Consider the following 25,609-nt stretch of genomic DNA (forward strand, 5'->3'; position numbering starts at 1 on the left):
GAGGTAAAAAATGTCTGAAAATGTTTTTGAAGTTGACCACTTGGGTCTTTATTACCTCGGCCGTTTTGGAGACAAGACTCACGCTGTAACAGACGTGTCCTTCTCCATGAAGCAGGGGGAAATTCTCGGTATCGCCGGTGAATCTGGTTGCGGTAAGTCTACGCTCGTTTCTGGTCTCATGGGCATGTGCATCCCGCCGCTTTACCCGGAAACGGGTGACGTTCGCGTCAAGAACGGCGACAAGATGGAATCCCTCATGAACCGCTCCATCGAAGATGTTCGTGCGAATGTCCTCGCTCAGCAGGTTTCCATGATTCCGCAGGGCGCATTCAACGCATTGAACCCGGTTCGCAAGATCAAGGATATCGCAGCCGACGTGCTCAAGGCTCACTTGAAGCCGGGTGAGAAGCTCGATTCCAAGCAGATCTACGATCGCGTCTATGCTCACTTCGACCGTATCGGCATGGACACCAAGCGCGTGCTCAATTCCTTCCCGATCAACCTCACTGCAGGTGAACGCCAGCGTTGCGTGATTGCAATCTCTACGATTCTTCTCCCGAAGATGGTGATTGCTGACGAACCGACTTCTGCTTTGGACGTTTCCACGCAGAAGGAAGTGATCAAGATGATCTTCGACTTGCTCGACAAGGGCATCTTCCAATCGATGATCTTCATTACCCACGAGCTTCCGCTCCTCTACCACGTGGCAGACAACATCGCCATCATGTATGCAGGTGAAATCGTGGAAAAGGGTACTGCAGAACAGGTCGTCAAGGACCCGCGTCATCCGTATACGCAGGCTTTGATGGGCGCTATGCTCAGTACCGAGGCAAGCCAGCGTGGCCGTCATCCGGTGGCTATTGAAGGTGCTCCTCCTAGCCTCAAGAACAAGATTGTGGGCTGCCGCTTCGCTCCGCGTTGCAGCAAGGCATGCCCGGACTGCAAGAAGAATACCCAGAATCTCCGCATTGTCGGCGATCGTGACGTGAGGTGCGATTATGCAAAGTGATAAGCCCATTGTTTTTTCTGCCAAGCGCATCAGCAAGGATTTCGGTGCCGGCAAGAGCTTGAAGACTGCTGTTAAGGATGTTTCCTTTGACATCTATGACGAAGAATTCATCTCCATCGTGGGTGGTTCTGGTTGCGGTAAGTCCGTGCTTGCTAAGATCATGCTCGGTCTTTACCAGCCGACTCGCGGTCAGTTCCTCTATCGCGACAAGCCGATCAAGAACCTGAAGGACCACTGGAACGAAGTCCAGTCCGTTTTCCAGGACCCGTTTGGCTGCTTTAACCAGTTCTTCACAATCCGTAGCCAGCTCGAAGACGCTCTCAACATCCTCAAGGACAAGCCGTCCAAGGAAGAAGTCCGTCGCCGCGTTGACGAAGGTCTCAAGGCCGTTAACGTCGCTCCGGCAGATATCGAAGGCAAGTATCCGTTCGAACTCTCCGGTGGTCAGATGCAGCGTATGCTTCTCGCCCGTATCTTCGCGCTCCGTCCGAAGGTCCTCATTGCTGACGAAGCTACCTCCATGGTGGACGCCTGCGTTCGTGCTAACATCCTCGATTACCTCCGCAAGTTGAAAGACGAGCTGAAGATGACCGTGGTGTTCGTGACCCACGATATCGGTCTTGCAAACTACGTTTCTGACCGTATCTTCATCATGCACGACGGTAAGATCGTGAACCAGGGTACTCCTGCTGAAGTGCTCGACAACACGAACGAACCGCATACGCTCCGCTTGCTCGATGACATTCCGGAAGTCCACAAGACTGAATGGATCAAGAACAGCCATCGTTCTAAGAAGTAATCGAAAGGCGAGAGTCGCGAAAACAAGCTTGCTTGTTTTTATGACCGAGCCGAAGATTACTGCGTTCGAAGAACGCAACTAATGCAAATGTCACCCCGGACGCCGTTCCGGGGGCGCCTTTTGTGCAATTCGAAAAGCCGCAGCAACCGCTGCGGCTTTTCTTTTATATAAAAAAGCCTGACGTTTTTTACGTCAGGCTTTCCTGTGAATTTGCAATATCTGTTTAGTCTACGACACAGCGGATTGCCCCGTAATCGACGTCATTGCGAGCCGGACCGGGATAATATTCATCGATTCCATTACCGGACCAGCGGTAATAATGGTAGTGGTCAAAGTCAGAACCGATGTTTCGGGTTAGTCTGTTGATGTTGATCCATGTTTGACTCTTGGAGTCGTAAGCGCCATTTTCGAGCATTCCAAGACCGCTTGCGTTGTTCAGCTTTTTGAAGTCGTCGTAGAAATCATCGTTTTCGAAGTAGGCGGTATAAGCCGTGAACAGCTCATTGAACTTGTATTTTTCCCACAGCAATCTGTATTCCGTTGAAAGTGGCAGATGCGTTCCCTTGGGGCACAGACCCTGCTTTTTGTTGAAGTCGATCGTGTCTCCGTTCAGGGCTTGTACTACCGTGTACATTCTTCCGTAAATGTCGCAGTATTTTTCGTCATTGGCGGGGCAGACAGAGCCTTCGCTGGCGTAGTTCAGGTTTTCTGCAAACCAGACGACTCCATCGATATCGATGGTCTTGTAGTATTGCCCGTCTCTTTCGTCCTGGATCGTTCCATACGTTTTTTCTGGATTGAGCAGGAACCACGAATATTTAAAGACTTTTCCGCTTGATTTTTCGTAGAGCGTATTGTCCTTGCATTCGTACTTTGTGCCGTCATAGGTGCGGCCGCGGCAGATATCGTAGGCAATGCCGTCCTGGCAGAACTGCTTTGTGTTGTCAATCGTTTTCCCGCCGCAATCTTCGATATTGCTCAGGCATCGGATCGAAAGCTTGGTGCTTGGATCTGCGTTGGCAAAGCAGGCGAGCTTTGAAGGGTCGTTTACTTTGCTGTTGCAGAAATATCCCGAGTTGTTTGTTTTCTTGTTAGATGACGGGTGGGGATTGAGTTTTAGAAAGTCTCCCGTTTTGTAATCTCTGGAATTTCTTGTGGAACTCCAAAAGTTTTCGTCGGTGCCCGTGCCGTCTCCGGTAAGGACTGGCTTTGCGTTAAACCCGTAGTCGTCTGTTCCATTCCAGTTTCCCTGTTCGTCGTTGGGCCAGCCGGTTGTGCTTTTTAGCTTTTGAGCGGCGACTTCGGCACCGCCAACAAAATTGACAAGTGCATTAAGTTCCTTGAGCGAGGGAAGGTGGAACCCTTCCGGGCATACATCCAGTGCGTTTTCGAAGGTGTAAAGGCTGGAATCTCCGTAGCTCAAGTCTTCGGCCATCCAGACTTGTCCACCGATATTGGCGAGCTTGTATGTCTTGCCGTCACGGGCATCAGTGAAGGAATCGCTGGGCGCCTTGATGCCTTCGCTCGAAGAGGATTCTGGAACTTGTGAAGAGGATGATTCGACACCGCTCGATTGCTGGGTGTTGCTCGAAGAAGACTCCGAAAATTGTTGTTGCGATGAAGAGGATTCCTTAGAATTGCTCTTTTCAGAAGACGAGGATTCCTTGCTTGTCGCTTTTTCAGAGGAGGATGATACTTCCGGATTTACAATTTCATCAGAGCTGGATGAAATATTGGCAAAAATTTCATCGTTTGCGGATGTGGAATCACTACAGGCGGTAAATGCTAAAGAAAATAGCGCCGAGACTGTTAGGCTGGCGGCGGCCTTTGTGAAATTGTTCATATATTATCTCCTTTGGGGAGATAAAGTAGAAATTTTTAGTTTATTGAACCATAATCGATGAATATTATATATTAATTCTATGGCATTACTTTCTACTCATTTTGGCATCTTGAGGGGAACCGTATTGGCGACCCTATCGCTTGCGTTTTTGCCGTCGTCGGTTTTTGCAGCGGGTCTTGTGAAGCAAAATATTGATACGACCGATGCCATGCGTACACTTGCTAATTACGATCGCGGATTCTACACGCCGCAGGTGTTGCATATAAAGCCCTCGGGTGGTAAGCCGATTGAAAAACCATATAGCAAGCTTTTGCACTTGCGCGCCGAGATTTCGGAATTCAGTAGCCGGGCTTGGCTCGGGATCGATACGACGGGCGGCAAGAAGGATACGACTTGGGGCAAGAGCCAAGACCTCACGGAAGATGCCTTGAATGTGCTACAACAGACGTTTGACAATATCCGCAAAAATGGCGGGCACGTGATTGTGCGCATCTGTTATGATCCGTGGTACAATGGCCGCAGCAATGTGACGCCGGAACACAAGTGGGTGTTACGCCATGTGGAACAGTTGGCGCCTGTGCTTTCGAAAAATACCGATGTGATTGTCGCGCTTGAAATGGGCATGCACGGCGCCTATGGCGAAATGCATTCTGACACGAGTATCACTTATGACCGCGTTGCCGAAGCGACGAACTTGATGCTCCGCAGTACACCGCCAGAACTCAAGATTCTTACGCGCACGGGGAACTATTCGGCGAAAGTCCTCGGCTTTGACAACTGGGGTGTAGACTTCCATATCGATGGCGAAAAGTTCAAAGAAATCGCAGAAGCCAAAGGCGATACGATGTACCGCGTTGGAATGTTCAACGACGGCTATTTGGGAACGCAATACGATTATGGCACCTGGGGTGCAGACTGCAAAACATCCATCTGTCGCGAAGAGGGCGTTGCCTGGATCGAAAAGTACGGCATCAACACGCCATACGGCGGCGAGGCGCTTTCCACAGCGAACGGCTACCAAGTCATCAATACGCCGGAGTTCCTCGCTTATGAGGGCTTCCGCACGCATACGAGCTATCTGAACATTCAATGGAACAACAACCTGATTAATAGCTGGAAAAAGACTCCGTTCAAGCAGAAAGACTTTGATTACGACCCGGCAAAGATTGATTCGCTTACAGGTTTCAAGTACATCAACGACCATCTGGGTTATCGTTTTGTGCTGCGCGAATCCTGGATTACGGATAAGGTCGGTGCCGATGGCGCTTTCAAGGCTAAGCTGCGCATCCAGAATGTGGGCTTCGGCAACCTGACGCGCAAGATGAAGGCTTCGCTATATGTTAACGGCTATCGTCAAGAGGGTATGCTGGATACTTTGGCCGTTATTACTTATGATGTTCCGCTTTCTGATTCTGTTGATTTTATGAAAGTGTATAGCCGCAAAATCGAAATAAAGGGGGCCGATACAGTGATGACTTTTGATGGGAATAATGAAATTGAATTTGAAGCGAACGTACCAATTTTTAAGGAATGGAGAGGATGGCCCTTAGATATTTTCTTGCGTGTTTGTAGTGAAACTAATTCTAGCGATTGTATCCATTTTGCAAATGATTCGCTACGTGCAGGAGCTATATATGGAGGAGTACGAATCGGAAGTTTTGTTGTAGATGATAGGGAACAGTCTATTGACCCGCGCTTTTCGCGAACAGGTGATGCTGAAAAACAAAATACGCCCTTTGTGCAACGTATCCGCAATAACATCGTTATTCACAATGGTGACAAACGATACCGCTTGAACGGTGCGGGAATCCAGTAATGTAGACCGTAACTTTCCGGACTTGTTTCTTGCGTCGTTCTGGGTATGCGGAGCGTACGAAGAATCCGAAGCATTGTAAAAAGAAAAGCCGCAGCAGTTTGCTGCGGCTTTTAAACTTTCAAGAATCTAAGCGATTACTTGTTCATCCAGCGGATGGAGGCCTTCTGGCTGCCCTGGCGAACGACGAGCGTGTAGGAGCCGTTTGCGAGACCCTTGAGATCGATGGCGTGGCTGCCTGCGCTGTAGACATCGGACATCTGCTTCACGCTTGCGCCAAGTGCATCGTAGATGTCAATCTTGACGAGGCCCGTGTTCTTGGTCGTGAACTGGAGTGTCGAACCCTTCATGCTAGCCTGGAGACTGTTCGTAATCTTCTTGACCGGCTTGATGGAAATCGGTTCAGACGGATTGACGTAGTCGTTGTATTCCTTCAGGTTCACTGCAGAAGCGCTGTCGCCGATGATGAACGTGACCGTTCTAGTAGCGGCTGCGTAGAAGTCTGTTTCCGGAACGTTGGCGGTAACAGCAATGACTGCATTTTGAGTGCCGGCGACATAGCCTTCACCCTGGCGGGTCAAGTACGGGGATGTCGGCTGTCCATTGTAGGTGTAGGTAATCGGGGTCTTTATAGAAAGCGTTGTTGAGGCAAGGCCTGTTGTAGAGGTTGCGCCAAATGCAAGCTTCTGGTTCTTGAATCTGCTGTCGAAGCGCTGTTCACCCTTTCTGTATTCGATTTCAAATGTATCCTGCATGGCGCGGAAGCCAGTAACTGCAGCTGCGGTAGCCACGACCTTTGCTTTTCCGAAACCCTGGAAGTGCAACATCCAAACTTGCTGGTTTTTCTGGGAGTTAGAGCAGTTGGTGTTTTTGCAGGTGCTCTTGCTAACGGTAACGATGGACGGGTCGAGAGAGGTAAGTGTGAACTTGGAACCTTCGTTCGTCTTGTCTTCCATCGTGAGGAGGTAGTCTTTGTTGCCGTCATCATCGAAGTCAAGCGTTCTGCCGGACGTTGTTCCGATCATGCAAGTACCGGAATATGTGCAGTAGAGGTTTTCGAGGTTCGTGATGCTCTGACCTGCAACCTGGGAGATGGTCACGACAGACTGAGAACCGTCGTTGCCAGTCAAGATGGCGTAACCGTAATCGTTGATGACGATGTCGCTGCCAGAAACGGTGACGACCTTTTCGTTGCTAGAGGTGTAAGTACAGCCGGACTTGAGTGCGCCGGAAATCTTACCTTCGGTCTGCTTTGCTGTGACGGCCTTGAATGCGCAGCTGCCGCTCTTGCCCTTGACGAGGGAGTCAGCCCAGGAACGTGCGTTCTTGGTGAGGTAGCTCTTGATGATGTTACCCGAGGAAGTGTAAGTTGCGGCGTCGAGAGCTGCTGCAGTGATGAGGGACTTGTTGCCTGCGAAGATAGCGGACTTTTCGCTCTTCTGGTCGACGTCACTGGTCTGCTGACGCAAGCTCCAGTTGCAGTTCGGGATCATGTTCTGGTCCATAAACTGGGTCCATTCGTTTGTTGCGCTGGAGTTCGGTTCGCCGTCACCGTCGGCATTGGTGGTTCCCCATTCAGAGATGAATACCGGATAACCTGCGCTGAGTGCGCTCGTGACGTGTCCACCGAAGCTGCCCTTGGAATGGGTGGCTGCGTAGAAGTGCAAAACGTATGCGATGTTCGTCGAAGAGATCGGGCTCTGTGCGCCCTGTTCCGGATGCTGAGACCAGTTCGGCGTACCGACGATAATCAAGTTCTGGGTGTTGGCACGGATTGCCGGGACAACCTGGTTGGCGTAGGTCTTGATGGCATCCCAGCTTCCGCCACTACCGCTGACCGGTTCGTTGTAAATTTCATAAATGATGTTCGGCACATCCTTGTACTTTGTGGAGATGTACTGGAAGAATGTAGCTGCCAAGGATGTTTCCAAGTGGGCTCTGTGGCTGTGCCAGTCGATAATGATGTAAACGTCGTTTTCGATTGCAGCCTGGACCATGCGGTCAATCGTAGAAAGCTGACCTTCTGGAGACTTTGCGTAGGAAACCTGGTCGTCCAATTTGTTCTTGGTGCCGCCATTGGAATCGTAATATTCAATACCCATGGCATAGCGGAACATGTCAATTTTGAGATTGTCTACAGCCCATGAAATGACGGCCGGGTTGTAATAGGACAAACCTGTTGCATCGGACCAGAAAAGGCTTACACCGCGAAGCATGACCTGTTGGTTGTTCTTTGCGCCAATGATTTTACTGCCGCTGGTGTGGAGGGCTCCGTAATAGGATACCGGCCCGACTTTCTTGGGGGTTGCTGTCGATGCATCAGCATAGGCGGATATAGCCGCGCCTGCCAAGATGCCTGTCAGTAGCTTTGTCAATTTCATGAGTGTTTTCCTTTTGTTTTGACAAAAATTATCTTAATAAATTCAAGATAGTAAACATTTTACGCTAATTTTTTGTTTACCAATGAACACAAGGCAGTTTGCTTTGCCTCCATTGTACACCTTTACCCCGATTTTTCACCCAATATATAATGTAGCTTTCTGAACGCAGGAATGAAATAGTTGCTTCGTAATAAAAAAGTTGCGTAAAAATTCATGTGATAAAAGACACAGAAAAGAATCTGTTTAAAGTTTGTTTGTGACCGTATCGCCCGCCAACCCGCCATTTTGCTCGTAAAAACCGGACTTTACCCTATTATGTAAATTTTTTTTTCAAAGGCTCGTAGGTATGGCATTTTTGGAGAAAAAAAAATATATTGTTGTCCAAATCGCCCTTATTGGGCAACAACAGTTAAAAAAAGAGAGAGAATTATGAATAAGAAACTCACTTTGGCTACAGCCCTCCTCGCTGGCTCTGCAGCTTTCGCTGGCCTCGATGACGGTGTCTTCGATACATGGCTTGGCTCTGCTGGCGAACCGCAGGTCATGACTGGTCTTGATAACGGTTCTCAGACTGCTGGTTACTGGTTCAGCTACGCCGACGGTGGTGATGGTGGTAAGTCTCGCGTTGAATGGAAGGTTCCTCCTGGAAACGACTACTCCGCTGACGCTCTTGACCCGGTCGTTCTCGCTTGCGGTGGTGTTTGCGGTACTGCTATCCTCGATAAGGGTACTTTGACCTATCAGCCGTTCGTCGGTATCGGCTTTAACGTTGTTGGCGAAGGCGCTAACGGCGATCCGGAACCGGGTGACGCTACTGCTTGGGGCGGCGTTTGCATTACTTATTCTTCTGCTGCTGCTCCGACTCTCGAACTTGGCCTCGGTAGCTTCGACGCTGAAATCGGTTACGCTAACCCGGCTGCAAACCTCAACAAGTCCGCTGCTGGTACTTCTAAGGTTCTCGCATGGACTGACTTTAAGCAGCCGTCTTGGTACAAGGGTGCCACGAAGGTTTCTGGCGCTGAAGCTGCTAAGAAGCTCGTTGCTGTGAAGTTCAAGATCCAGAACGCTACTGGTAACTATGACTTCAACATCTGCGCTATCGGTCCGAACGCTGGCACATGCCCGGCTACCTGCGACGCTGTTCCGGGTATCAAGTCTGTCCGCGCAGCTTCCTCTGTTAAGGCAATCCTCTCTGGCCGTACTCTCAGCTTCTCTGGCGTCAAGTCTGCCGCTACTGCTGAAGTTCTCAACCTCCAGGGTCAGGTTGTTGCAACGGGTGACGCTTCTCGCGCACTCAGCCTCGCTAACCTCGACGCAGGCGTCTACATGGTTCGCGTTGCTGGCAAGTCCGTCAACTTCTCCAACAAGATCGTGTTGAAGTAATTTCGGATTTCAACGAAACTTTAGAGAAGGGTCGCGCAAGCGGCCCTTTTCTTGTATGAATACCATTCGTGTTTGTGCTCACAGGTAAACTTGATTTTTTCTTTCAAGTTTTCCCGAATAGCTATATTTATATATATTACTTTGGCATTTACCAAGCCCGTATTTTGGGGCAATCTTTTAAAGAGGCTTTTATGATCTTCAAGAAAATCCTGTTGCCTGCTTTTGTAGGCTCGGCCTTTTTCCTGGGCGCCTGCGGTGGCGACGACACTCCGGTTTCTCCGGAGAATAATCCGGCAACAAGCTCTGCAGCACAGCCGTTTCCGCTGAGCAGTTCTTCTGTGATTCCGCTGCCGATGAGCTCTTCTGTGACTCCTCTTCCGGTAAGTAGCTCTGCTGTCCCTGTGCCGACAAGTTCTGCTCCGGCAAGCTCTGCATCCCCAACTCCGACTCCTTCAAATTATGCTGCTCTTGCCTCTACGGCAAATGCCAACTACGCTGTGAACCACTATGCCTTGTGGAAGAGCTTTCACTTCACGACCGAAGAAGCGGAAATGGCTGTTTATCCGTCGCTTGCAGGTGAATTCAGTATTGTGTTTACGCCGTCCTATGTACCGGCCGGTCGTGTGATCTGGTCGAACCAGAGCGGTTATTACAAGAATTTCTGCACTGTGGAAGATGCTACCGTTATGACCATGAAATTCCGCGCTTGCACGGTGTCGGAAGGTATTGGCTACGGCATGCTCCTTGCTTACTTCAATAACGATGATGATGCGTTTGTCCGCTTGTGGAACTACACAAGGGCTATGAGAGAAAATCATAACAGAAAGCTCATGCCGTGGATTACGCCGTCGTTCGACTGGAGTCCTGTGGACAATTCCAGTGCAACGGATGCCGATGAAGATATTGCAACGGCATTGATTCTTATGTACTATAGAACCGGTATCCAGGTGTACTTGCAGGACGCATTGACGTTTATAAACGCTATTTGGGATACTGAAGTCAATCCGACGACAAAGCTTCTTTACTCGGGCGATGAAGACTTCTGGAAGGGCGATAAACCGGTTTACAACTTGAGCTACTTCTCTCCGGTGGCTCTCCGTCTCTTTGCCGCTGTAGACACGCAGCACGACTGGAAGAGCGTGTTGGATGCCATGTACGCTTATATGCAGCTTGTGCAGTCCAAGGGTACCGGCGTGTTCCCGGACTGGAGCGATGCTTCGGCAACGGCTGCAAATCCGCCTAACGGAGCTGCTGGTACGAATGCCAATACCTACACCTGGTATACGTTCAACAAGGAATCTGTTCGTATCCCGTGGCGAATTGCTTGGGATTACTTCTGGTACCAGGATACGCGTGCAGCTGCAATCTTGAAACAGTTGAACGACTTTATCAAGGATAAGGCCAAAAATGACCCGAACGACATGGCTCTGGCCGTCAACTACTCATGGGATCTTTCTTTGGGCAAGGACTATACCAAGAACACGGTTGTGTCGAGCCAGTGGTACGCTGCATGGTGCGCTACGGGTATCGCAGGCAATACTGCATGGTTTAATACTTGCACGACTGGCTTGAATACAAGAGTGCCTTCGAACAATGGCGGCAGTTACTTTGCCGACATCTTGCTTACAATGTATTCTGGCTTGCTGAACGGCTTGTTCTTGCGCCCTGCTGCAATGCCGTAATAAATATCTGATAAATTGCTATGACTCCCGGAATCCTCCGGGAGTTTTTTGTTATGTAATATTTGTATATTCCTTGATATGAAGAAGAACGCTATTTCTAAGACTGCGAAGCCTGCCAAGGCTAAAGAGGCTAAGGCGAAAGAATCTCATGAAAGTGTAGACTCGCTACTCACTGTACCGACAGCGGGTTCCACGAATGTTCTTACGGTGGAACCGGATAGTGCAAGCGTTAGTGGCGATGCAGATGCCAATGCTGCGATGATGCAACTCCCGACAGCTGAACAGCTCGGGATTACGATAACCGCCGGAAATGTGGGTGATGTTGAATGTGCCGGGAATGCGACGAGTGTGCCGCTTTCGGCGACTGTGGGCGATACCATCAACTTCCCGGTGACGGTTTCGTGGAGCGTGAACGGGAGCGCGATTCTCGTGGTGCCGACGAGTTCGGCAAATGCAAAGGGCATTTTGCAGTTGGGCGTGTCGCAGGAATCTAGCCGCTCGGTAAAAGATGGCAAGGAAATGGCGCAGATTACGTTCAACTACAAGCTCGTTATGCAGGATACGGGCAACTTGAACATCCCTGCGATGCGTTTTGAAATTCCGACTCCGACGGGGCAGTCGCTCGATTTGCGTAGCGATAGCGTGCCTATACGTGTCGATGCTCCGTTCAATGCGATGCCGTTTATTGCAGGCGGTGTGGTAGGCGTTTGTGTGCTTTTGGCGGCGTTGTGGCGCATGCGCAAGCGTGCAAAGGCAAAAGCTGAGCTTGCCAAATGGAACGGTGCATTGTCTGCAATCCGTGAACGCATGATGGTCTTGAAACAGCGTGTGAACGTTGCTGATAGCCGCGAATGGCTCTTGGAATTGGAAGGGGCCTGCAAAAGTTATGCCGCATTGCGCTTTGGCGCTAGCGAATCTGAGGCTTCATCCATCAATCTTGATAACCTTGTGAAAGAAGGCGCGTTAGAAGGCTGGGAGCACCTCATTGAAGAATTTGCTCATGCCCGTTATGGTGGTGGTAATCGCGACAGCTTTGAAAACAAGGAAACTTGGAAACTTGCCATGCAGCTTATGGGGCTGGAAGAGGACGAGTAAGGGTTTGACGAAAGAACGGCTCTTTGAGCCTACAGACGAGAGAGGCTGCTTTGCCGCAGTGTTTAGTGGTTGGTGGTTAGGGAAGTGTCACCCTGAGTGGAGAGGCGAAAGCCTCGAAGTCGAATGGGTCCAGTGATTTTATTATGCGTTTATTCTGGAAATTCTGATGCGCGGATAAAATCAGCAGATAAAATGCTCTTGCATTTATCGGAAATATTTTAACTTTATAAAATGATTCGAAAGTTTTGTTCGCTTGTTTTTTGCGTTGTCGCCTTGCTTCTGCTTTTAGCGGGGTGTTCAAACCATCCGCCTTCCGCCGCGCAGTTTATGAATGTGAAAATGAAAGAGGGCGAATTTAATAATTCTTTTATTGTTGGAGCATCTCTTCGAAGAGGAGATATTTATAAAGGTACTTCTCATATTCATGAAGATTACGATGATAAAGAAGATATTGCAAATTCAGATTTATCTCTTTTATTTAGATATAGCCATTTTGTAGCTGGGGGTTCGTTTGAAAATATGTCTTTCAGATACATTATGGGTTTTCGAAGTCGGTATATCGGATTGCAAGGATGGGGTGGTATGGGTTCTGATAAAGAGGACCCACCCTTTTCTGGAGGTTTAATGTTGATAGAGGAAATTCCAGTTTGTGATGAATTTAAGGTTGGGTTCAGTGAATATATTGCAAATAATGGCTATCCTGTTGATGAAAATTTAGGTGGCTTGGGTTTCCTATCCACGCGTACGTATAACGAATTTGGCTTTGGCGCGTACTTTACTTATAAGGATTTTTCTTTTGAATTCCGTTACGGGCGAGAAATTGGTGAACCGAGAAATCGCTTTTATTTTATGACGAATTACGCATTCTTTAATTGATTTGAACTATAATTTAGATGTATGATTATTGATAAGGAAAAAGCCACACATCGTGCGGCGGGGCTGGATCTCTTTCGGGTTGTGGCGGCCGTGATGGTGCTACTGTTCCATTGCAATATTCACCATGGGAATGATTTTGGCGCGCTTACGGGATTTGTTTCGATGGGTGCTGTGTTCATGACGGCGTTCTTTATGCTTTCGGGCTATGTGCTGTTCTTGACGTACAAGGACAAGTCTTTTGTGCAGGCTCCATCAATCAATAATTTTTACCTGAAACGCGTTTTTGGAATTTTTCCCTTGTACTTGATTGTGGCAGTGTTGTATGTCGTGACGTTGGGGCAGGAATCGGCGTTCCAGAATTTGGTACTGTTGCCGATTGAACTGCTTGGGTTGCAAAGCGTGTTTTCGACGCTGTTCCCGGTAAGTCATAATGGCGGGACTTGGTTTATCTCTTGCTTGCTGTTTGCGTATTTGGCTTTCCCGCTGATGCAAGAAGTCGTAAAGCAGATGACGACTCGTGCAAAGTGGATTGTGCTTGCAATTTGCACGGCGATTTTGTTCTGGTCGCCGCTTGTCGTGCATACGTTCAAGACGGATTCTATTTATTCCAATCCGTTTTTCCGCGGGCTGGAATTTTTCATTGGTGTGCTTTTGTGCTCTTTGCCGATAAAGGCTGGTGTGGCGAAAGTCCTTGCGACTTGGAAAGTCTTTGTCGCTGAGGCGGTGCTTTTGGTGGCTGAAATTTCAGTTGCGGTTCGGCTGAATGTTTTCGTGGGCAATTACATGCTTTACGACTGGATTGTGATTCCGCTGTTTGCCTTTATGATTATAACGCTAGCGGGGCTCAAGTCTCCGAGATTGCAAGGGTCTGCGGTGTTGCGTTATGCGAGTGCGGCGAGCTATGCGTTTTTCTTGGCGCAGACATTCAATACTGAAATTGAAAACTGGCTGTTTGCAGTGTGCGGTATTCAAAACAACGTATTGCAAATTATAATGTCGGTCGCGTTGTGCGCGGTTATGGCAATTGTATTACATGAACTTGTAGAAAAGCCCTGTGCGAAGGTGCTGAAAAAACGGCTGATGGAATAAGGGAAAAGATTTGTGCCGAGTATACTAAAAGTTTTAATTGGGCTGATATTGCTTTTAGATGCACTGTCTTTTGCGGATCCGCAAAGGCTTTATTCCCCGGCAAATAAAGAATGGTTTCAGAACTCAAGAAACTTGTTGCTGGAATCTTTAAGAAATGGCGATTCGTCTAGGGTTGTGTCGATTATTGATTCTTTGAGGGAAAAATCGCCCGATGAATATGCGATTGACAACTTGGAAGCGATGGAAGCTTATTTTTTAGTGGGGCGTTATGATTTGGCGTTCCCGTTGTGGGTGGTTGAACTTGAAAAACGCGATAATGTAGTGGGTTATTCTTTTGTTTCGGATTCGCTGTTGGAATACCTTGACCAGAATATGAATTTTGCGAATTCAAAGGTCTTGGAACGCGAACTTCAAAAAGCAATGAATGATGCAAGTAGCACGGAATTCCAAGACTTTGCAATGATTTTATATGAACTCTCGCCGTATTTTGATGTTAAGAATAAATTCAATGCGACGCATGTCAGAACATGGGAAGATGGACATGTAGTGTACAAACCGATTCTTGAAAATATACAAGAAGAATCAATCTTTTTGATTCGTATTTCGGATTTTCATTTTTACAGACCTAGTGTTGATATGGATAATCTTAAAGAGCTGGCTGCAAAAATGGAAAAGTTTGAACAAAGTTATCCACAGTCATCTTATATTTCTTGGGTTAAAAAAGTGCATCAGCATTTGCTGGATGTGATTGGTGACCTTCCTGGAAGTTTGGATTATACTGTTGGAAGGCTTTATACTGGAGGAATTGGATTTGAAGCTTGGTATTCGCCTAGTGGCGTGGAATTTGCGGTTCCGCTTCAACGTTGGCGAATATTGATTATCCCAACGTATTTCATGGGCTCCGAGGATGATGAAAATGAATTTTATGTGAATCTCGGTTTTGATGCGTTCGAATTGACACGCTTTAAGGTGGTTCCATTTGTTGGATTCGGTACTGCGTTTGTGGCTGGCGGACAACTTGAATTTCGTGGATGGTTAGAAAGTCGACCTGATCCTAAATTTCACGTTGCAACGTATTTATCTTTGAAAATGAAGTATGAGGCTAGCTATGGCGAAAGAACTGTGAAAACTGAAGATGTAACTGGTGAAAGTACTCGCAAGGATAAAAAGTTTAAGCATCGGTTCTTTGTAGGATTAGGCTTTCATTTTTGGTAAGAAGGTAATATATGCCGAGTTCTGAAAAATTCCGTGATTACGTTTTGGCACAGTTCAATGGCGAACTGTTTGATGGCGGATTCCGTGTGACGACCCGCAAGATGATGGGCGAGTATATCCTTTACGCTGACGGAAAAATTTTCGGCGGGATTTACGATGATCGCTTGCTCGTGAAGCCTGTGGCTGCAGCGAAGGCTGTGCTCCCGGATGCAAAATTGCAGTTGCCCTACGATGGAGCAAAGCCGATGTTGCGTGTCTCTGCTGAACAGATTGCAGACAACGGCTTGCTCATGCGATTGCTCGACGCCATGCTCCCGGAATTGCCCGCTGCGAAAAAGAAAAAGTAGTACCATTTTCCCGAGTGGGGAAAATGGTCGGTTTTTATTTTGAAGTGTCGCGATTATCGTTGACTTCTTTTTTGAGCCATCGGGTCAGTTCATCTTTGGCAGGGAGACTCAGCTTGTATTTTTGTACAAAGAGTGATTCCTCGATTCCCGCTGTTGCGTATTCCACAAGTTCTTTGCCAGCTTTTGTACACATTAAAATTCCTACAGGGGGATTGTCTCCCTTTTCCATTACATTCTTTCGGTAATAGGCGAGGTACAGGTTCATTTGAGCAATGTCGTCGTACTTGATTTTTGTGGCTTTCAAGTCAATTAACACATGGCATTTGAGAATCCTATGGTAAAAGACTAGGTCGCAGAAAAAGTAGTCGTCATCAACGAGAATGCGCTTTTGACGTGTCTCGAAACAAAATCCATTGCCCAGTTCCAACAGGAACTCTTCAAGATGGTTCATCAATGCGTTTTCCAAATCGGATTCTTCGACAACATCTTTGTTGTTGAGACCGATAAATTCGTAAACATACGGGCTCTTGACCAAATCTTTTAAGGTCGGGGAATGTCCTGTCTGGGCAATACGGGACTGGACGATTGCGCTCATTTTTGCAGGGTTCTTGCTCAGGGCTGTGCGCTCGAAATAGTTGGAGTCGATTTGGCGCTTGAGTTCACGAAAAGACCAGACTCCCTTCATTGTTTCCAGTTCATAAAAAACTCGTCCCAGTGGATTTTCGATACCCATAATGAGTAGGAAATGTGAATATGATAGGTGGTCGAAAAGCTTTTCGGGCGAAATTTCGATTTTTTCAGATTGGGCAAACAGTGTTTGCCCAATTTGGCAAACGCCGTTTGCCAAATCTGAATCCACAGGGGGCAATGCTTCCAGATTGGCCCCCAAATCGGTCATCAATAGCCTGTTTGAGCCGAATTCTGAAGCCGTGAATTCAAGAACCGGACGCGCCAAATTTTTGAACTCCATGTAGAATTGACGATAAAGCTTCAAGTTCCTGTAAGAAAGAGATTTCTTGTTCAGTCGTTCCGCTAGTTTTTGGAGCGTTTTAGCTCCGTACGTTGCTCTGTCGTTGCCGTTCTGCTCGTAATGCACAATGTAGTAGCCGGTAAGCCAGTTGCGGGCGGTCACGTTCTTGTTGATTGCCTTGGCGGTGTTTTCGACGAAAGCTTCGTCGATTTGCGCGATAGCGTTACAGAGTCCGTTGAAATCGATATTTTTAGCCATGATATGCTCCTGTTTTTGCGGTTCGCAAACGGGAGATATGCATGTAGTGCGCAGAACACCGGTTCACAAACCTGTTAATGACAGATTGATGATCCCACAAAATATGGGGGTGCTCTACGTTGATAGCCATGGGGCCGGTTCCCCACAGGGCAACTGTCTTGATTCGCAATGTTGTCGATTTCGCGAAGGAAGACGACCTCAAGCAGATAGTTGAACTTCCCGCCCTGAATAGTACTGAGTCGAGAGTCGCAGTTTCAAGCTTGCTTGAAACTATGACCGAGACTATGATACGGACGCCAACGGCGTCAATTTCTCGGTGTCAGCGGGATTAATTGCTGCTACTATGTAAGAATATACAAAAAAATGATACATTAATGACTGCGCATCTCGCTATACAAAGGCGAGGTGCGTTTTTGCTTTAATCATAATTTGATTTTGCAGGAACGCCTCTAATCATAAACTTGCCGCAAAAACGGCGTCGTATAATACGATTACATGGAGGCTATAATGAAGTCCGAAGAAATCAAGACTCTGTTCGAAAAGTTCGAGGCTATTGCTTGCGAATATCAGGGTGTGGAATGTTGGAGTGCTCGTGACTTGAGTACGTTACTTGGATATACTAAATGGGAGCGTTTTAGTAATGCTATTGAAAAGGCGAAGGATGCCTGTAAAAATGCAGGCGAAATTGTTGATGATCATTTTCCCGGCGCCGGGAAAATGATCCATCTTGCAAAGGGGGCAGTACGTGAAGTTGATGACTATATGCTTACTCGCTACGCTTGTTATTTGATTGCTCAAAACGGTGATTCTCGCAAGCCGGAAATTTCTTTTGCGCAGAATTACTTTGCTGTGCAGACTCGTGTGGCGGAAATTGTTGAAAACCGTATTCACGAATTGGAACGTGTGCAGGCGAGGGAGAAGCTTGCGCTTACCGAAAAGGTCCTCTCGGGAGTATTATTTGAACGAGGCGTAGATAGCAAGGGCTTTGCCGTTATCCGTTCCAAGGGCGATCAGGCGTTGTTCAACATTGATACGAATCTCTTAAAGCGTAAGTATAATGTTCCTGCGAGTCGCCCGCTAGCGGATTTTTTGCCTACGGTAAGCATCAAGGCTAAGGATCTTGCTGCGGAAATGACTTCTGTCAAAACTCAAACAAAAAATCTTTTTGGACACAAGAAAATTGAGAAGGAACATGTGGATAACAATCGCGCTGTCCGCAAAATGCTTCTTGATCGTGGTATTGTCCCCGAAAATTTGCCTGCAAGTGAAGATGTTAAGAAAGTGGCGCGTCGTTTGAAAAGGACTGATGGGTTTCTTTTGCATGTTCAAAAGAAGAAAAAGTAATATCATTTTCCCGGCGCTGGGAAAATGATAGCGTGAACCATATTGCTGGCGTCAGCAATATGGTCTTTTTATGCATAGTCATGCCCATCCCAAATGTCATTCCTGCTGGAGCCTGTGCTGAGCGTAGTCGAAGTATGCGGAATCGCCTTCTTGTTTAAATCGCCTGATGGGAGGTTAAAATTTGACGATGGATTACGTTGAAACTTTTTGAATTAAAGCTATTTTATACGTGATGAATCGGTTGGCTTGTTTACTTGTTTTGATTGTGACGGCGATGCTTGCGGGGTGTAGCGTTGCTATTATTCATCCGCCATCAGCAGCGACGTTTATGGAAAAGAGCGACGGAAATTTTGTGGCAAATGCTTCGGTCTCGGCTTTTTTTGGAGATCTTGTTGATGATGAATTGTATGTTAATTATGTTGCAGACGGCGTTAAGGAAGTGGAACGGTCGGATGATTGGCATGACGAATGGTATTATAAAAACAAGGAGTGGCCTATAGGGGCGAACTTCTCTATTCAGAAAAATAAAGGGTATTTCAAGTACGGTTTTGGTTTTGATTTTTTGACGCCCTATGTGCAGGCGGGCTTTGCCTCTGATTATTTCGGTGTAATGGGTTGGAGTAACTTGTGGGTATGGCAATTGGAAAAGGTGGAGCATGCGTATTTGCAGTGGGGTGGAGGTGTATCGCTTATTGAACAGTTGCCAATCGGGTATAATTTCCGAATAGGTTTGACTCAGCATTTGTCCAGAAATGGGCGAGAAGCCAATACGGCGCAATTGGGGGCTATGGTTGTTGGAAGAGGCCGATCGGCTCCGGTTTTTTATGATGAAATTGGTTGCGGTGGATATATTTCTTTTATACCCAATGAATCGCTAAGGATAGGTGTAGAATTCCGTTATGGAAGAGACTTGACGTATAAACGGAGGGAATATAGTTCCTATTCAGAACAGTACGAAAAAATTTCAAATATGGACAGGTTTGCTATAACGGTAAGTATTATAAGTACGTCCAGGGCGATTGCATCTTCTAGTGAAAAACAAGAAAAAATGCAAAGGGAAACAAAGGCGGCAGAAGAACGGCGAAAAGTTCGTGATTTGGAATCTTTGGAAGAATATGAGAGCAGACGAAGCGACGAAGAAGACTAATCTTATTTGTTTTTTTTGAAAGATTTTAGTATCTTAATGCGTGGAAAACTTAGAGGTAAAATAAATGGATATTCAGGAACTTTCGGAAAAGGTGAAGCAGCAGAGTTCTTTTTGCATGAACTTGCTGCGTGAAGTTGAAGATACGGTGATTGGTCAGAAGGCGATGGTCGAAAGCATTCTGACGGGTATTTTGGCAGATGGCCACGTGCTTTTGGAAGGCCTCCCGGGCTTGGCCAAGACGACTGCGGTGAAGGCTTTTGCCGATGCTGTTTCGCTCGACTTCAAGCGCATCCAGTTTACTCCTGATTTGCTGCCGGCAGACTTGCTCGGTACGACGATTTATAACGCCCGCGAAGCAAAGTTCGAAACGCGCAAGGGCCCGCTCTTTACGAACCTTGTGCTTGCTGATGAAATTAACCGTGCTCCGTCAAAGGTGCAGAGTGCTTTGCTCGAAGCCATGCAGGAACGCCACATCACGATTGGCGATGAAACGTTCAAGCTGGACGAACCGTTCTTGGTGCTTGCGACGCAGAACCCGATTGAACAGGAAGGTACGTATCCGCTGCCGGAAGCCCAGGTGGACCGTTTCCTCTTGAAGGTGAAGGTGAGCTACCCGAACAAGGCTGACGAAATGAAGATTCTCGATGCTGTCTCGGGTGCAGGACTCCGCCAGCCGAAGGCTGTTGCAACGAAGGACGATATCTTGAAGGCTCGCGAGCTCGTGAAGCAGGTTTATGTGGACGAACGTGTGCGCGAATACATCGTGAACCTGGTCTTGGCAACGCGTGATCCGGGTAGCATCAAGCGTAGCGACTTGGTGGGCTTTGTGGAAGTGGGCGCTTCTCCGCGTGCTTCTATTGGCCTTGCTCAGGCTTCGAAGGCTCATGCGTTTATCCAGGGCCGCGCTTACGTGACGCCGGAAGATGTGAAGGCTGTTGCAATGGAAGTGCTCCGCCACCGCGTGATCCTGAGCTACGAAGCTGAAGCAGAAGAAGTCACTGCCGAAACCGTCGTGCAGAAGATTTTGGATTCTGTGGAAGTGCCTTAAAGGCGAGCGTCGCGGGCGTCGAGCTTGCTCGAAAGCCCATGACCGAGCCGCCGGGCAGTGCGCTTGAAAAGCGCAACTGCCGTAAAGGCGGGAATCTCCTTTTTTGACATTGAAAAACAACGCCTTGTGGGGCGTTGTTTTTTGTTTTTGTACTTACGAAAAAATCCCCCGAGCGGGGGCTTTGAAGCTTGTATGTTATGGATTTTCGTATTTGCGCAGGAATCCGTCGTCGAGAGCTTTGACGGGAAGCTTTATAACGTTGTTTTCGGAATCAACGATGAGGACTACACCGGTGAGGTAGTTGATCCAGTAGTTGAAATCTGGTTGCCAGTTAATGTCGCGATCGTGCTTGTGGAAGCGGAGATCGTATTTGGAATTTTTAACGTCATCGTGGATTTTTTTGTTGCTGATTGTAATGACGAATGGCACGAGGTATTGGTCGTGCGAAATGGCTAAAGTGTACTTGTGCATTTGTTCGTATGTAAAGTAGTTTTCGATGAATGCTTCAATTCTTGTGTCGATGGGGTAGAATGCGTTTTCGCAGTTTTGACGGTTGTTGTCGTCGTCATATTCTTGATAGGCGATTTTGGAGTAAGAACTCCAGCCCCAGCTAGCGCCACCTTTGCAGTTGCTTGCATTTTGATTGGGCTTGACGTACCAAGATTCTTTCAGGTTCTGGTTGATTTCGGTTAGGTTTGCGATGTTGTGTTTGTGCCAGTCGTTGATGTCTGTCGAAACGTTTTCGCCTTTGTTAATGGCGATGATTTGTGCGGTTTCTGCGGTGCGCTTGACGTTCGTGTACATATAATAGAAATCGTCGAGTTTGAGCTCCTTTAGTTTCTCGCCGACTTGTTTTGCTTGCTGTCTGCCGACTTCGATGAGGCCATCGTCATCGCCGTATTTGTGAATGTCGCGTTGGGCGTGGCGCAGGATGATGGCTACCTTTTCGTCAGAGCGGGTGCAACCAAGAACGTCGTACAGGGAATTGAATACGTCCGTTGTGGCGCGGAGCGTTTTGCACTTTTCGCTGAGCTGTTCGACGCTGGAACTGGACGGGGTTTCGCTACTAGAGGAAATTTCACTGCTGCTAGAAACTGCATCGCTGCTGGAGGATGCAACGCTACTGCTAGAAGGTGTTGCGCTGCTAGAGGAAACCTTGCTGCTGCTAGAAGGTGCTGCACTGCTTGAAGAAGCGATGCTGCTGGAGGAAGGAAGGACTGCGTCCTTACCGTTTCGGAGTTCACCGACCTTCTTGCCTGCGCAAACGACGTCGTAGCCGTTGATGTCATCGTTTACTTCGACCGTGCAGGAAGTTCCATCCTTACCGTCCTTGCCGTTGGTACCGTTCGTACCGTCAGCGCCCTTTTCTCCGTCCTTACCGTTGCGGAGTTCGCCAACCTTCTTGCCTGCGCAAACAACGTCGTAACCGTCGATATCATCGTTTACTTCGACCGTGCAGGAAGTTCCATCCTTACCGTCCTTGCCGTTGGTACCGTTCGTACCGTCAGCGCCCTTTTCTCCGTCCTTACCGTTGCGGAGTTCGCCAACCTTCTTGCCTGCGCAAACAACGTCGTAACCGTCGATATCATCGTTTACTTCGACCGTGCAGGAAGTTCCATCCTTACCGTCCTTGCCGTTGGTGCCGTTCGTACCGTCAGCGCCCTTTTCTCCGTCCTTACCGTTTCGGAGTTCGCCGACCTTCTTGCCTGCGCAAACGACGTCGAAACCGTTGATATCATCGTTTACTTCAACCGTGCAGGAAGAGCCGTCTTTACCATCCTTGCCGTTGGTGCCGTTCGTACCGTCAGCGCCCTTTTCACCATCTTTGCCGTTGTGGAGTTCGCCGACCTTCTTGCCTGCGCAAACGACATCGTAGCCGTTGATGTCATCGTTTACTTCAACTCTGCAAGAAGTTCCGTCCTTACCGTCCTTGCCGTTGGAACCGTTCGTACCGTCAGCGCCCTTTTCACCATCCTTACCGTTTCGGAGTTCGCCGACCTTCTTGTCACCGCAGATGACGTCGAAACCGTTGATGTCATCGTTTGCTTCAACCGTACAGGAAGTTCCATCCTTGCCGTCCTTACCATTGGTGCCGTTCGTACCGTCAGCGCCCTTTTCACCATCTTTGCCGTTGTGGAGTTCGCCGACCTTCTTGCCTGCGCAAACGACGTCGAAACCGTCGATGTCATCGTTTACTTCAACCGTGCAGGACGTTCCGTCTTTACCATCCTTGCCGTCTTTCCCGTTTTCGCCTTTATCACCGTCCTTGCCGTCGGCCCCCTTTTCTCCATCTTTACCGTTTACGATGGATCCGTTTTTTTCATCGCCGCAGAACACGTCGTATCCGTTGATTTCTTCGTTTTCGGTGACGTAGCAGGATAATCCGTCTTTGCCGTTTGTTCCGTCTTTACCGTTTTTACCATCGGCGCCGGATTTTCCGTCTTCGCCATCTTTCCCGTCCTTACCATCTTTGCCGTTCAATACGACACCTACGGAATCACCGCCGCAGATAACCTTGAGACCGCTGTCATCGTCTAGCGGTTCTGTTTTGCAGGCGAGTTCGGACACGTTCGGAGCGCTTGCCTCGGTCACCTCGTCAAGGCAGCCGTAGAGCATGGAAAGCGTGAAGATAGATGTTGTTAAGAGTAATTTGGATTTCATACATTGCTCCCAAATAAGATTTTCGCGCCAAATTTAAAAATTTTGTCCTTACTGCCTAGCTCGTTATGCTCGATTTTCGTTGACTAATTGTCCATTTATGACTTCTTTTGTATATTAAAATCATGAAATTTGTTTTGATTGCCTTTTCTTTGTTTGTTTTAGGTTGTGCGTGCGATAATCCGAGGGGCTGCCCCGGTATAATCGGTGTTGGAAACAATCCGGATGAAATGCAATTGCGAAAGGACGGTCGCGATGACCAGTCTGCTCAAATGGCAAAAATGCCTGCGCCGCCGTCAAATTCTGGAACGCCCGAACCGGTGGACGTCAATGTTCAAAACCTGAATGAACCGATTCCGGTTGATGATAGGCTTGACTTTAGTAAAGTGAAGTAAATCCTAGTATTTATTCCAATGTATAGCGCCTGAAATGTGCGTTTTTTCACCATCTGCGTGCACGGGATGGGATTATACATTATATTTATGATACTCTAGGGTATAGCAATGATAAATTTTCTGGATTACGCAAATCATGTGTTCTTTTTTCCGTCGCTGTTGGCGAGCGGTTTTTTGCTTTTTACGTTGGTGGCGCTTGGTGAAAAACAGAACCTGAAGAAAGTGCTTTTTTGGGGCGCTGTTTTTTCGTTGACCCCTTACATGATCTATTCGGACTTGATTTATCATGGGGTAATGCGTTTATTTACGTGCATGATGGGCGAGGTCCCGTTGCTGCTCGATGTGATTGTGGACTATATGAGTCGAGTCATTTTGATTCCTGTGGCCATTTTTGTTTTTGGGAGGGTGCTTTCGATTCACTGGTCTGCGTCGTTATTCATGCTTTCGGCCTCCGTCGGCGTGGGTTACCTCGGCATGGTGGTGGGCAAGACGCAGATTGGCGCTGCCCTGGTGAACCTGGTTGCAATTTTCATTTGGTGGAGACTCCTCTGGAACGAACTTTTATTTGTCCGTAACACGCAAATCTTTGCGCGCTTTGGGTTCTTGGGTTTTGTCACGTTATTTAGTATGCTAGTGAACCTCGCCATGTATGTGTGCGTGCGCATGATCGAGGTAACTCCTGAATTTTTGAATTACCTTGTCTTTGTATCGTGGTTCTTCTGGCTTACGCTTACGATTGCGGTGAAGCTTATTTTCAGGACGGTGCGCTTGACGCAACAGGCGGAAATTGCGCGTAACCATGACAAGCTGACGGGGCTCCCGAATGCGCTTCTGTTCTCGAACTACGTGCAGGACTTGCTTTTTAGGAACCCGAGGAAACGCTATGCGTTTGTCGCCTTTGATTTGGAGAATTTCAAGGCCTTTAACGAGAGGTTTGGCTTTGAAGAAGGTGATGGTGCGCTGAAGTTCATGGCGGATACGTTTAAGACGCTGTTTGGCGAGCGCTATGTGACGCATGTGTCGTGCGATACGTTCCGCGTTGTAGGTGATGCCGCCGGGATGAAGACAAAAATCAAGGAAGCGCATGACAAGATTCGTAGCTTCTCGACTCAGGGCGTGCTTGAACTCAAGGCGGGCGTGTATGTGCAGCGTGTTGAAAATGAAAATGTAGAACGTTGCTTTATGCGGGCTCGCCTTGCCGAAGCGACGACCAAGGGCGTCTACGATGAATATGTCGCCGTTTATGCCGATGAAATGGGCGCCCGTGAACGCTTGAAAATGTACTTGATTGCACACATTGACGAGGCTGTAGAAAAGGAATACATCAAGGTCTTTTATCAGCCCGTCGTAGATATCAATACGAACAAGCTTTGTGGCTTTGAAGCGCTTGCCCGTTGGGATGACCCGGAGCACGGCTTTTTGCCGCCGCTTGATTTTGTCGGCGTTTTAGAAGACGCTCACTTGATCCAGAAATTGGACTTGTTCGTGCTCAAGAAAATTTGCGAAAAATACCGTGTGGAAACGAATTTGGGGAACAAGTGCGTTCCGATTTCGTTTAACCTCTCGCGCCTAGACTTTAAGCTGAGTGACATTTATAAGGAACTCACGCGGTTGACTAAAGAATATAACGTGCCGCATGAAATGATTCATATCGAGATTACGGAATCGGTGCTGGATGGTGATGAGGACGGCTATATCCGTGAGCAGGTGACGCGCTTCCAGAAAGACGGTTTTGAAGTCTGGATGGATGACTTTGGCTCGGGCTTCTCGTCGTTGAACGTGCTGAAAGACTATGACTTTGACTTTTTGAAAATCGACATGATGTTCTTGCGAAACTTCACGGAAAAGTCCAAGGTGATTATCCGCGCCATTGTGGAAATGGCCAAGCTATTGCATATTGGAACGCTTTCGGAAGGCGTGGAAACAAAGGAGCATCTGGATTTCTTGAAGGAAATTGGATGCGACCGCATGCAGGGCTATTATTATTCGAAACCGCTCCCGTATGACGAGGTGATGGCGGTGCTCAAGGAAAAGGGCGTTTCGATATAGAAAAAGCTGGTTTAAAACCAGCTTTTAATTTTTTCACATTGCTTTTCGTTTAGCTTGTAGTATTCTTCTTTTGTGTAAATTGAAGAATAGTACTTTTCGTACATTAAGTCTACGTTGCAGATTTCGGGACGATGTTCGTATATGGAACAAAGATTGTCGTCTCTTAAGTGAATGCAAATGCCATCACCCCTGTCAAAGTTCGCCAGGG

At 47.8% G+C, this 25,609-nt stretch carries 19 protein-coding genes; 15 read left to right on the plus strand and 4 right to left on the minus strand.

Annotation, left to right across the window (positions count from 1 at the left end; genetic code table 11):
• The first annotated feature begins 10 nt into the window (after positions 1–10).
• On the plus strand, positions 11–1,009 hold the full coding sequence (locus B7991_RS06605; protein WP_085491708.1) for an ABC transporter ATP-binding protein: 999 nt from the start codon (positions 11–13) through the stop codon (positions 1,007–1,009).
• Positions 999–1,808 (plus strand): ABC transporter ATP-binding protein, encoded by an 810-nt coding sequence (locus tag B7991_RS06610; RefSeq protein WP_014545945.1) that lies wholly within the window; start codon positions 999–1,001, stop codon positions 1,806–1,808. The genes B7991_RS06605 and B7991_RS06610 overlap by 11 nt, the downstream gene beginning before the upstream one ends.
• A gap of 223 nt (positions 1,809–2,031) precedes the next feature.
• On the opposite strand, the gene B7991_RS06615 is transcribed toward B7991_RS06610, so the two are convergent.
• Positions 2,032–3,651, minus strand: a complete 1,620-nt coding sequence (locus B7991_RS06615; RefSeq protein WP_088630118.1) for an FISUMP domain-containing protein — start codon at positions 3,649–3,651, stop codon at positions 2,032–2,034.
• A gap of 79 nt (positions 3,652–3,730) precedes the next feature.
• Between B7991_RS06615 and B7991_RS06620 the strand changes: the two genes are divergently transcribed.
• Positions 3,731–5,467: a DUF4832 domain-containing protein gene (locus B7991_RS06620; RefSeq protein ID WP_088630119.1), complete on the plus strand. Its 1,737-nt coding sequence runs from the start codon at positions 3,731–3,733 to the stop codon at positions 5,465–5,467.
• Positions 5,468–5,601: 134 nt separating this feature from the next.
• On the opposite strand, the gene B7991_RS06625 is transcribed toward B7991_RS06620, so the two are convergent.
• On the minus strand, positions 5,602–7,845 hold the full coding sequence (locus B7991_RS06625; RefSeq protein ID WP_088630120.1) for a cellulase family glycosylhydrolase: 2,244 nt from the start codon (positions 7,843–7,845) through the stop codon (positions 5,602–5,604).
• Positions 7,846–8,274: 429 nt separating this feature from the next.
• On the opposite strand from B7991_RS06625, the gene B7991_RS06630 reads away from it, so the two are divergent.
• The 7 genes from B7991_RS06630 (at position 8,275) to B7991_RS06665 (ending at position 15,532) form a co-directional block, all read left to right on the plus strand.
• The gene (locus tag B7991_RS06630; protein ID WP_088630121.1) at positions 8,275–9,228 is read left to right on the plus strand and encodes a T9SS type A sorting domain-containing protein; all 954 of its coding nucleotides are present in this window, start codon (positions 8,275–8,277) and stop codon (positions 9,226–9,228) included.
• Between the two features lie 191 nt (positions 9,229–9,419).
• Positions 9,420–10,910, plus strand: a complete 1,491-nt coding sequence (locus B7991_RS06635) for a glycosyl hydrolase family 8 (RefSeq protein WP_088630122.1) — start codon at positions 9,420–9,422, stop codon at positions 10,908–10,910.
• A 78-nt stretch (positions 10,911–10,988) separates the two neighbouring features.
• Positions 10,989–12,005 (plus strand): BatD family protein, encoded by a 1,017-nt coding sequence (locus B7991_RS06640; protein ID WP_088630123.1) that lies wholly within the window; start codon positions 10,989–10,991, stop codon positions 12,003–12,005.
• 231 nt (positions 12,006–12,236) lie between these two features.
• Positions 12,237–12,881, plus strand: coding sequence for a hypothetical protein (locus B7991_RS06650; protein ID WP_141099848.1), 645 nt, complete (start codon positions 12,237–12,239; stop codon positions 12,879–12,881).
• A gap of 21 nt (positions 12,882–12,902) precedes the next feature.
• On the plus strand, positions 12,903–13,970 hold the full coding sequence (locus tag B7991_RS06655) for an acyltransferase (protein ID WP_088630126.1): 1,068 nt from the start codon (positions 12,903–12,905) through the stop codon (positions 13,968–13,970).
• Positions 13,971–14,018: 48 nt separating this feature from the next.
• Positions 14,019–15,185, plus strand: coding sequence for a hypothetical protein (locus B7991_RS06660; RefSeq protein WP_217898044.1), 1,167 nt, complete (start codon positions 14,019–14,021; stop codon positions 15,183–15,185).
• An 11-nt stretch (positions 15,186–15,196) separates the two neighbouring features.
• Positions 15,197–15,532 (plus strand): TfoX/Sxy family protein, encoded by a 336-nt coding sequence (locus B7991_RS06665; RefSeq protein ID WP_088630128.1) that lies wholly within the window; start codon positions 15,197–15,199, stop codon positions 15,530–15,532.
• Positions 15,533–15,566: 34 nt separating this feature from the next.
• Here the strand turns inward: B7991_RS06665 and B7991_RS06670 are convergent, their stop codons facing one another.
• On the minus strand, positions 15,567–16,760 hold the full coding sequence (locus B7991_RS06670) for a YhcG family protein (protein WP_088630129.1): 1,194 nt from the start codon (positions 16,758–16,760) through the stop codon (positions 15,567–15,569).
• A gap of 507 nt (positions 16,761–17,267) precedes the next feature.
• Here B7991_RS06670 and dinD point away from each other — a divergent pair.
• The 3 genes from dinD to B7991_RS06690 all read left to right on the plus strand — a co-directional run bounded on the left by dinD (position 17,268) and on the right by B7991_RS06690 (position 20,299).
• Positions 17,268–18,104, plus strand: a complete 837-nt coding sequence (dinD, locus tag B7991_RS06680) for a DNA damage-inducible protein D (RefSeq protein WP_088630131.1) — start codon at positions 17,268–17,270, stop codon at positions 18,102–18,104.
• A gap of 232 nt (positions 18,105–18,336) precedes the next feature.
• Positions 18,337–19,251, plus strand: coding sequence for a hypothetical protein (locus B7991_RS06685; protein ID WP_176421771.1), 915 nt, complete (start codon positions 18,337–18,339; stop codon positions 19,249–19,251).
• A 64-nt stretch (positions 19,252–19,315) separates the two neighbouring features.
• Positions 19,316–20,299 (plus strand): MoxR family ATPase, encoded by a 984-nt coding sequence (locus tag B7991_RS06690; RefSeq protein ID WP_088630132.1) that lies wholly within the window; start codon positions 19,316–19,318, stop codon positions 20,297–20,299.
• A gap of 195 nt (positions 20,300–20,494) precedes the next feature.
• On the opposite strand, the gene B7991_RS06695 is transcribed toward B7991_RS06690, so the two are convergent.
• Positions 20,495–22,960, minus strand: coding sequence for a histidine phosphatase family protein (locus tag B7991_RS06695; protein WP_088630133.1), 2,466 nt, complete (start codon positions 22,958–22,960; stop codon positions 20,495–20,497).
• A gap of 227 nt (positions 22,961–23,187) precedes the next feature.
• On the opposite strand from B7991_RS06695, the gene B7991_RS14980 reads away from it, so the two are divergent.
• Together B7991_RS14980 and B7991_RS06705 are read left to right on the plus strand one after the other, a co-directional pair.
• Complete coding sequence (locus tag B7991_RS14980; RefSeq protein WP_217898045.1) at positions 23,188–23,352, plus strand: hypothetical protein; 165 nt, start codon at positions 23,188–23,190, stop codon at positions 23,350–23,352.
• Positions 23,353–23,460: 108 nt separating this feature from the next.
• A complete protein-coding gene (locus tag B7991_RS06705) occupies positions 23,461–25,401 on the plus strand; it encodes a GGDEF domain-containing phosphodiesterase (protein ID WP_088630135.1) in 1,941 nt (646 codons plus the stop codon).
• The last annotated feature ends 208 nt before the right edge of the window (positions 25,402–25,609 follow it).

The organism is Fibrobacter sp. UWB3, assembly GCF_002210405.1.
Lineage (GTDB): Bacteria > Fibrobacterota > Fibrobacteria > Fibrobacterales > Fibrobacteraceae > Fibrobacter.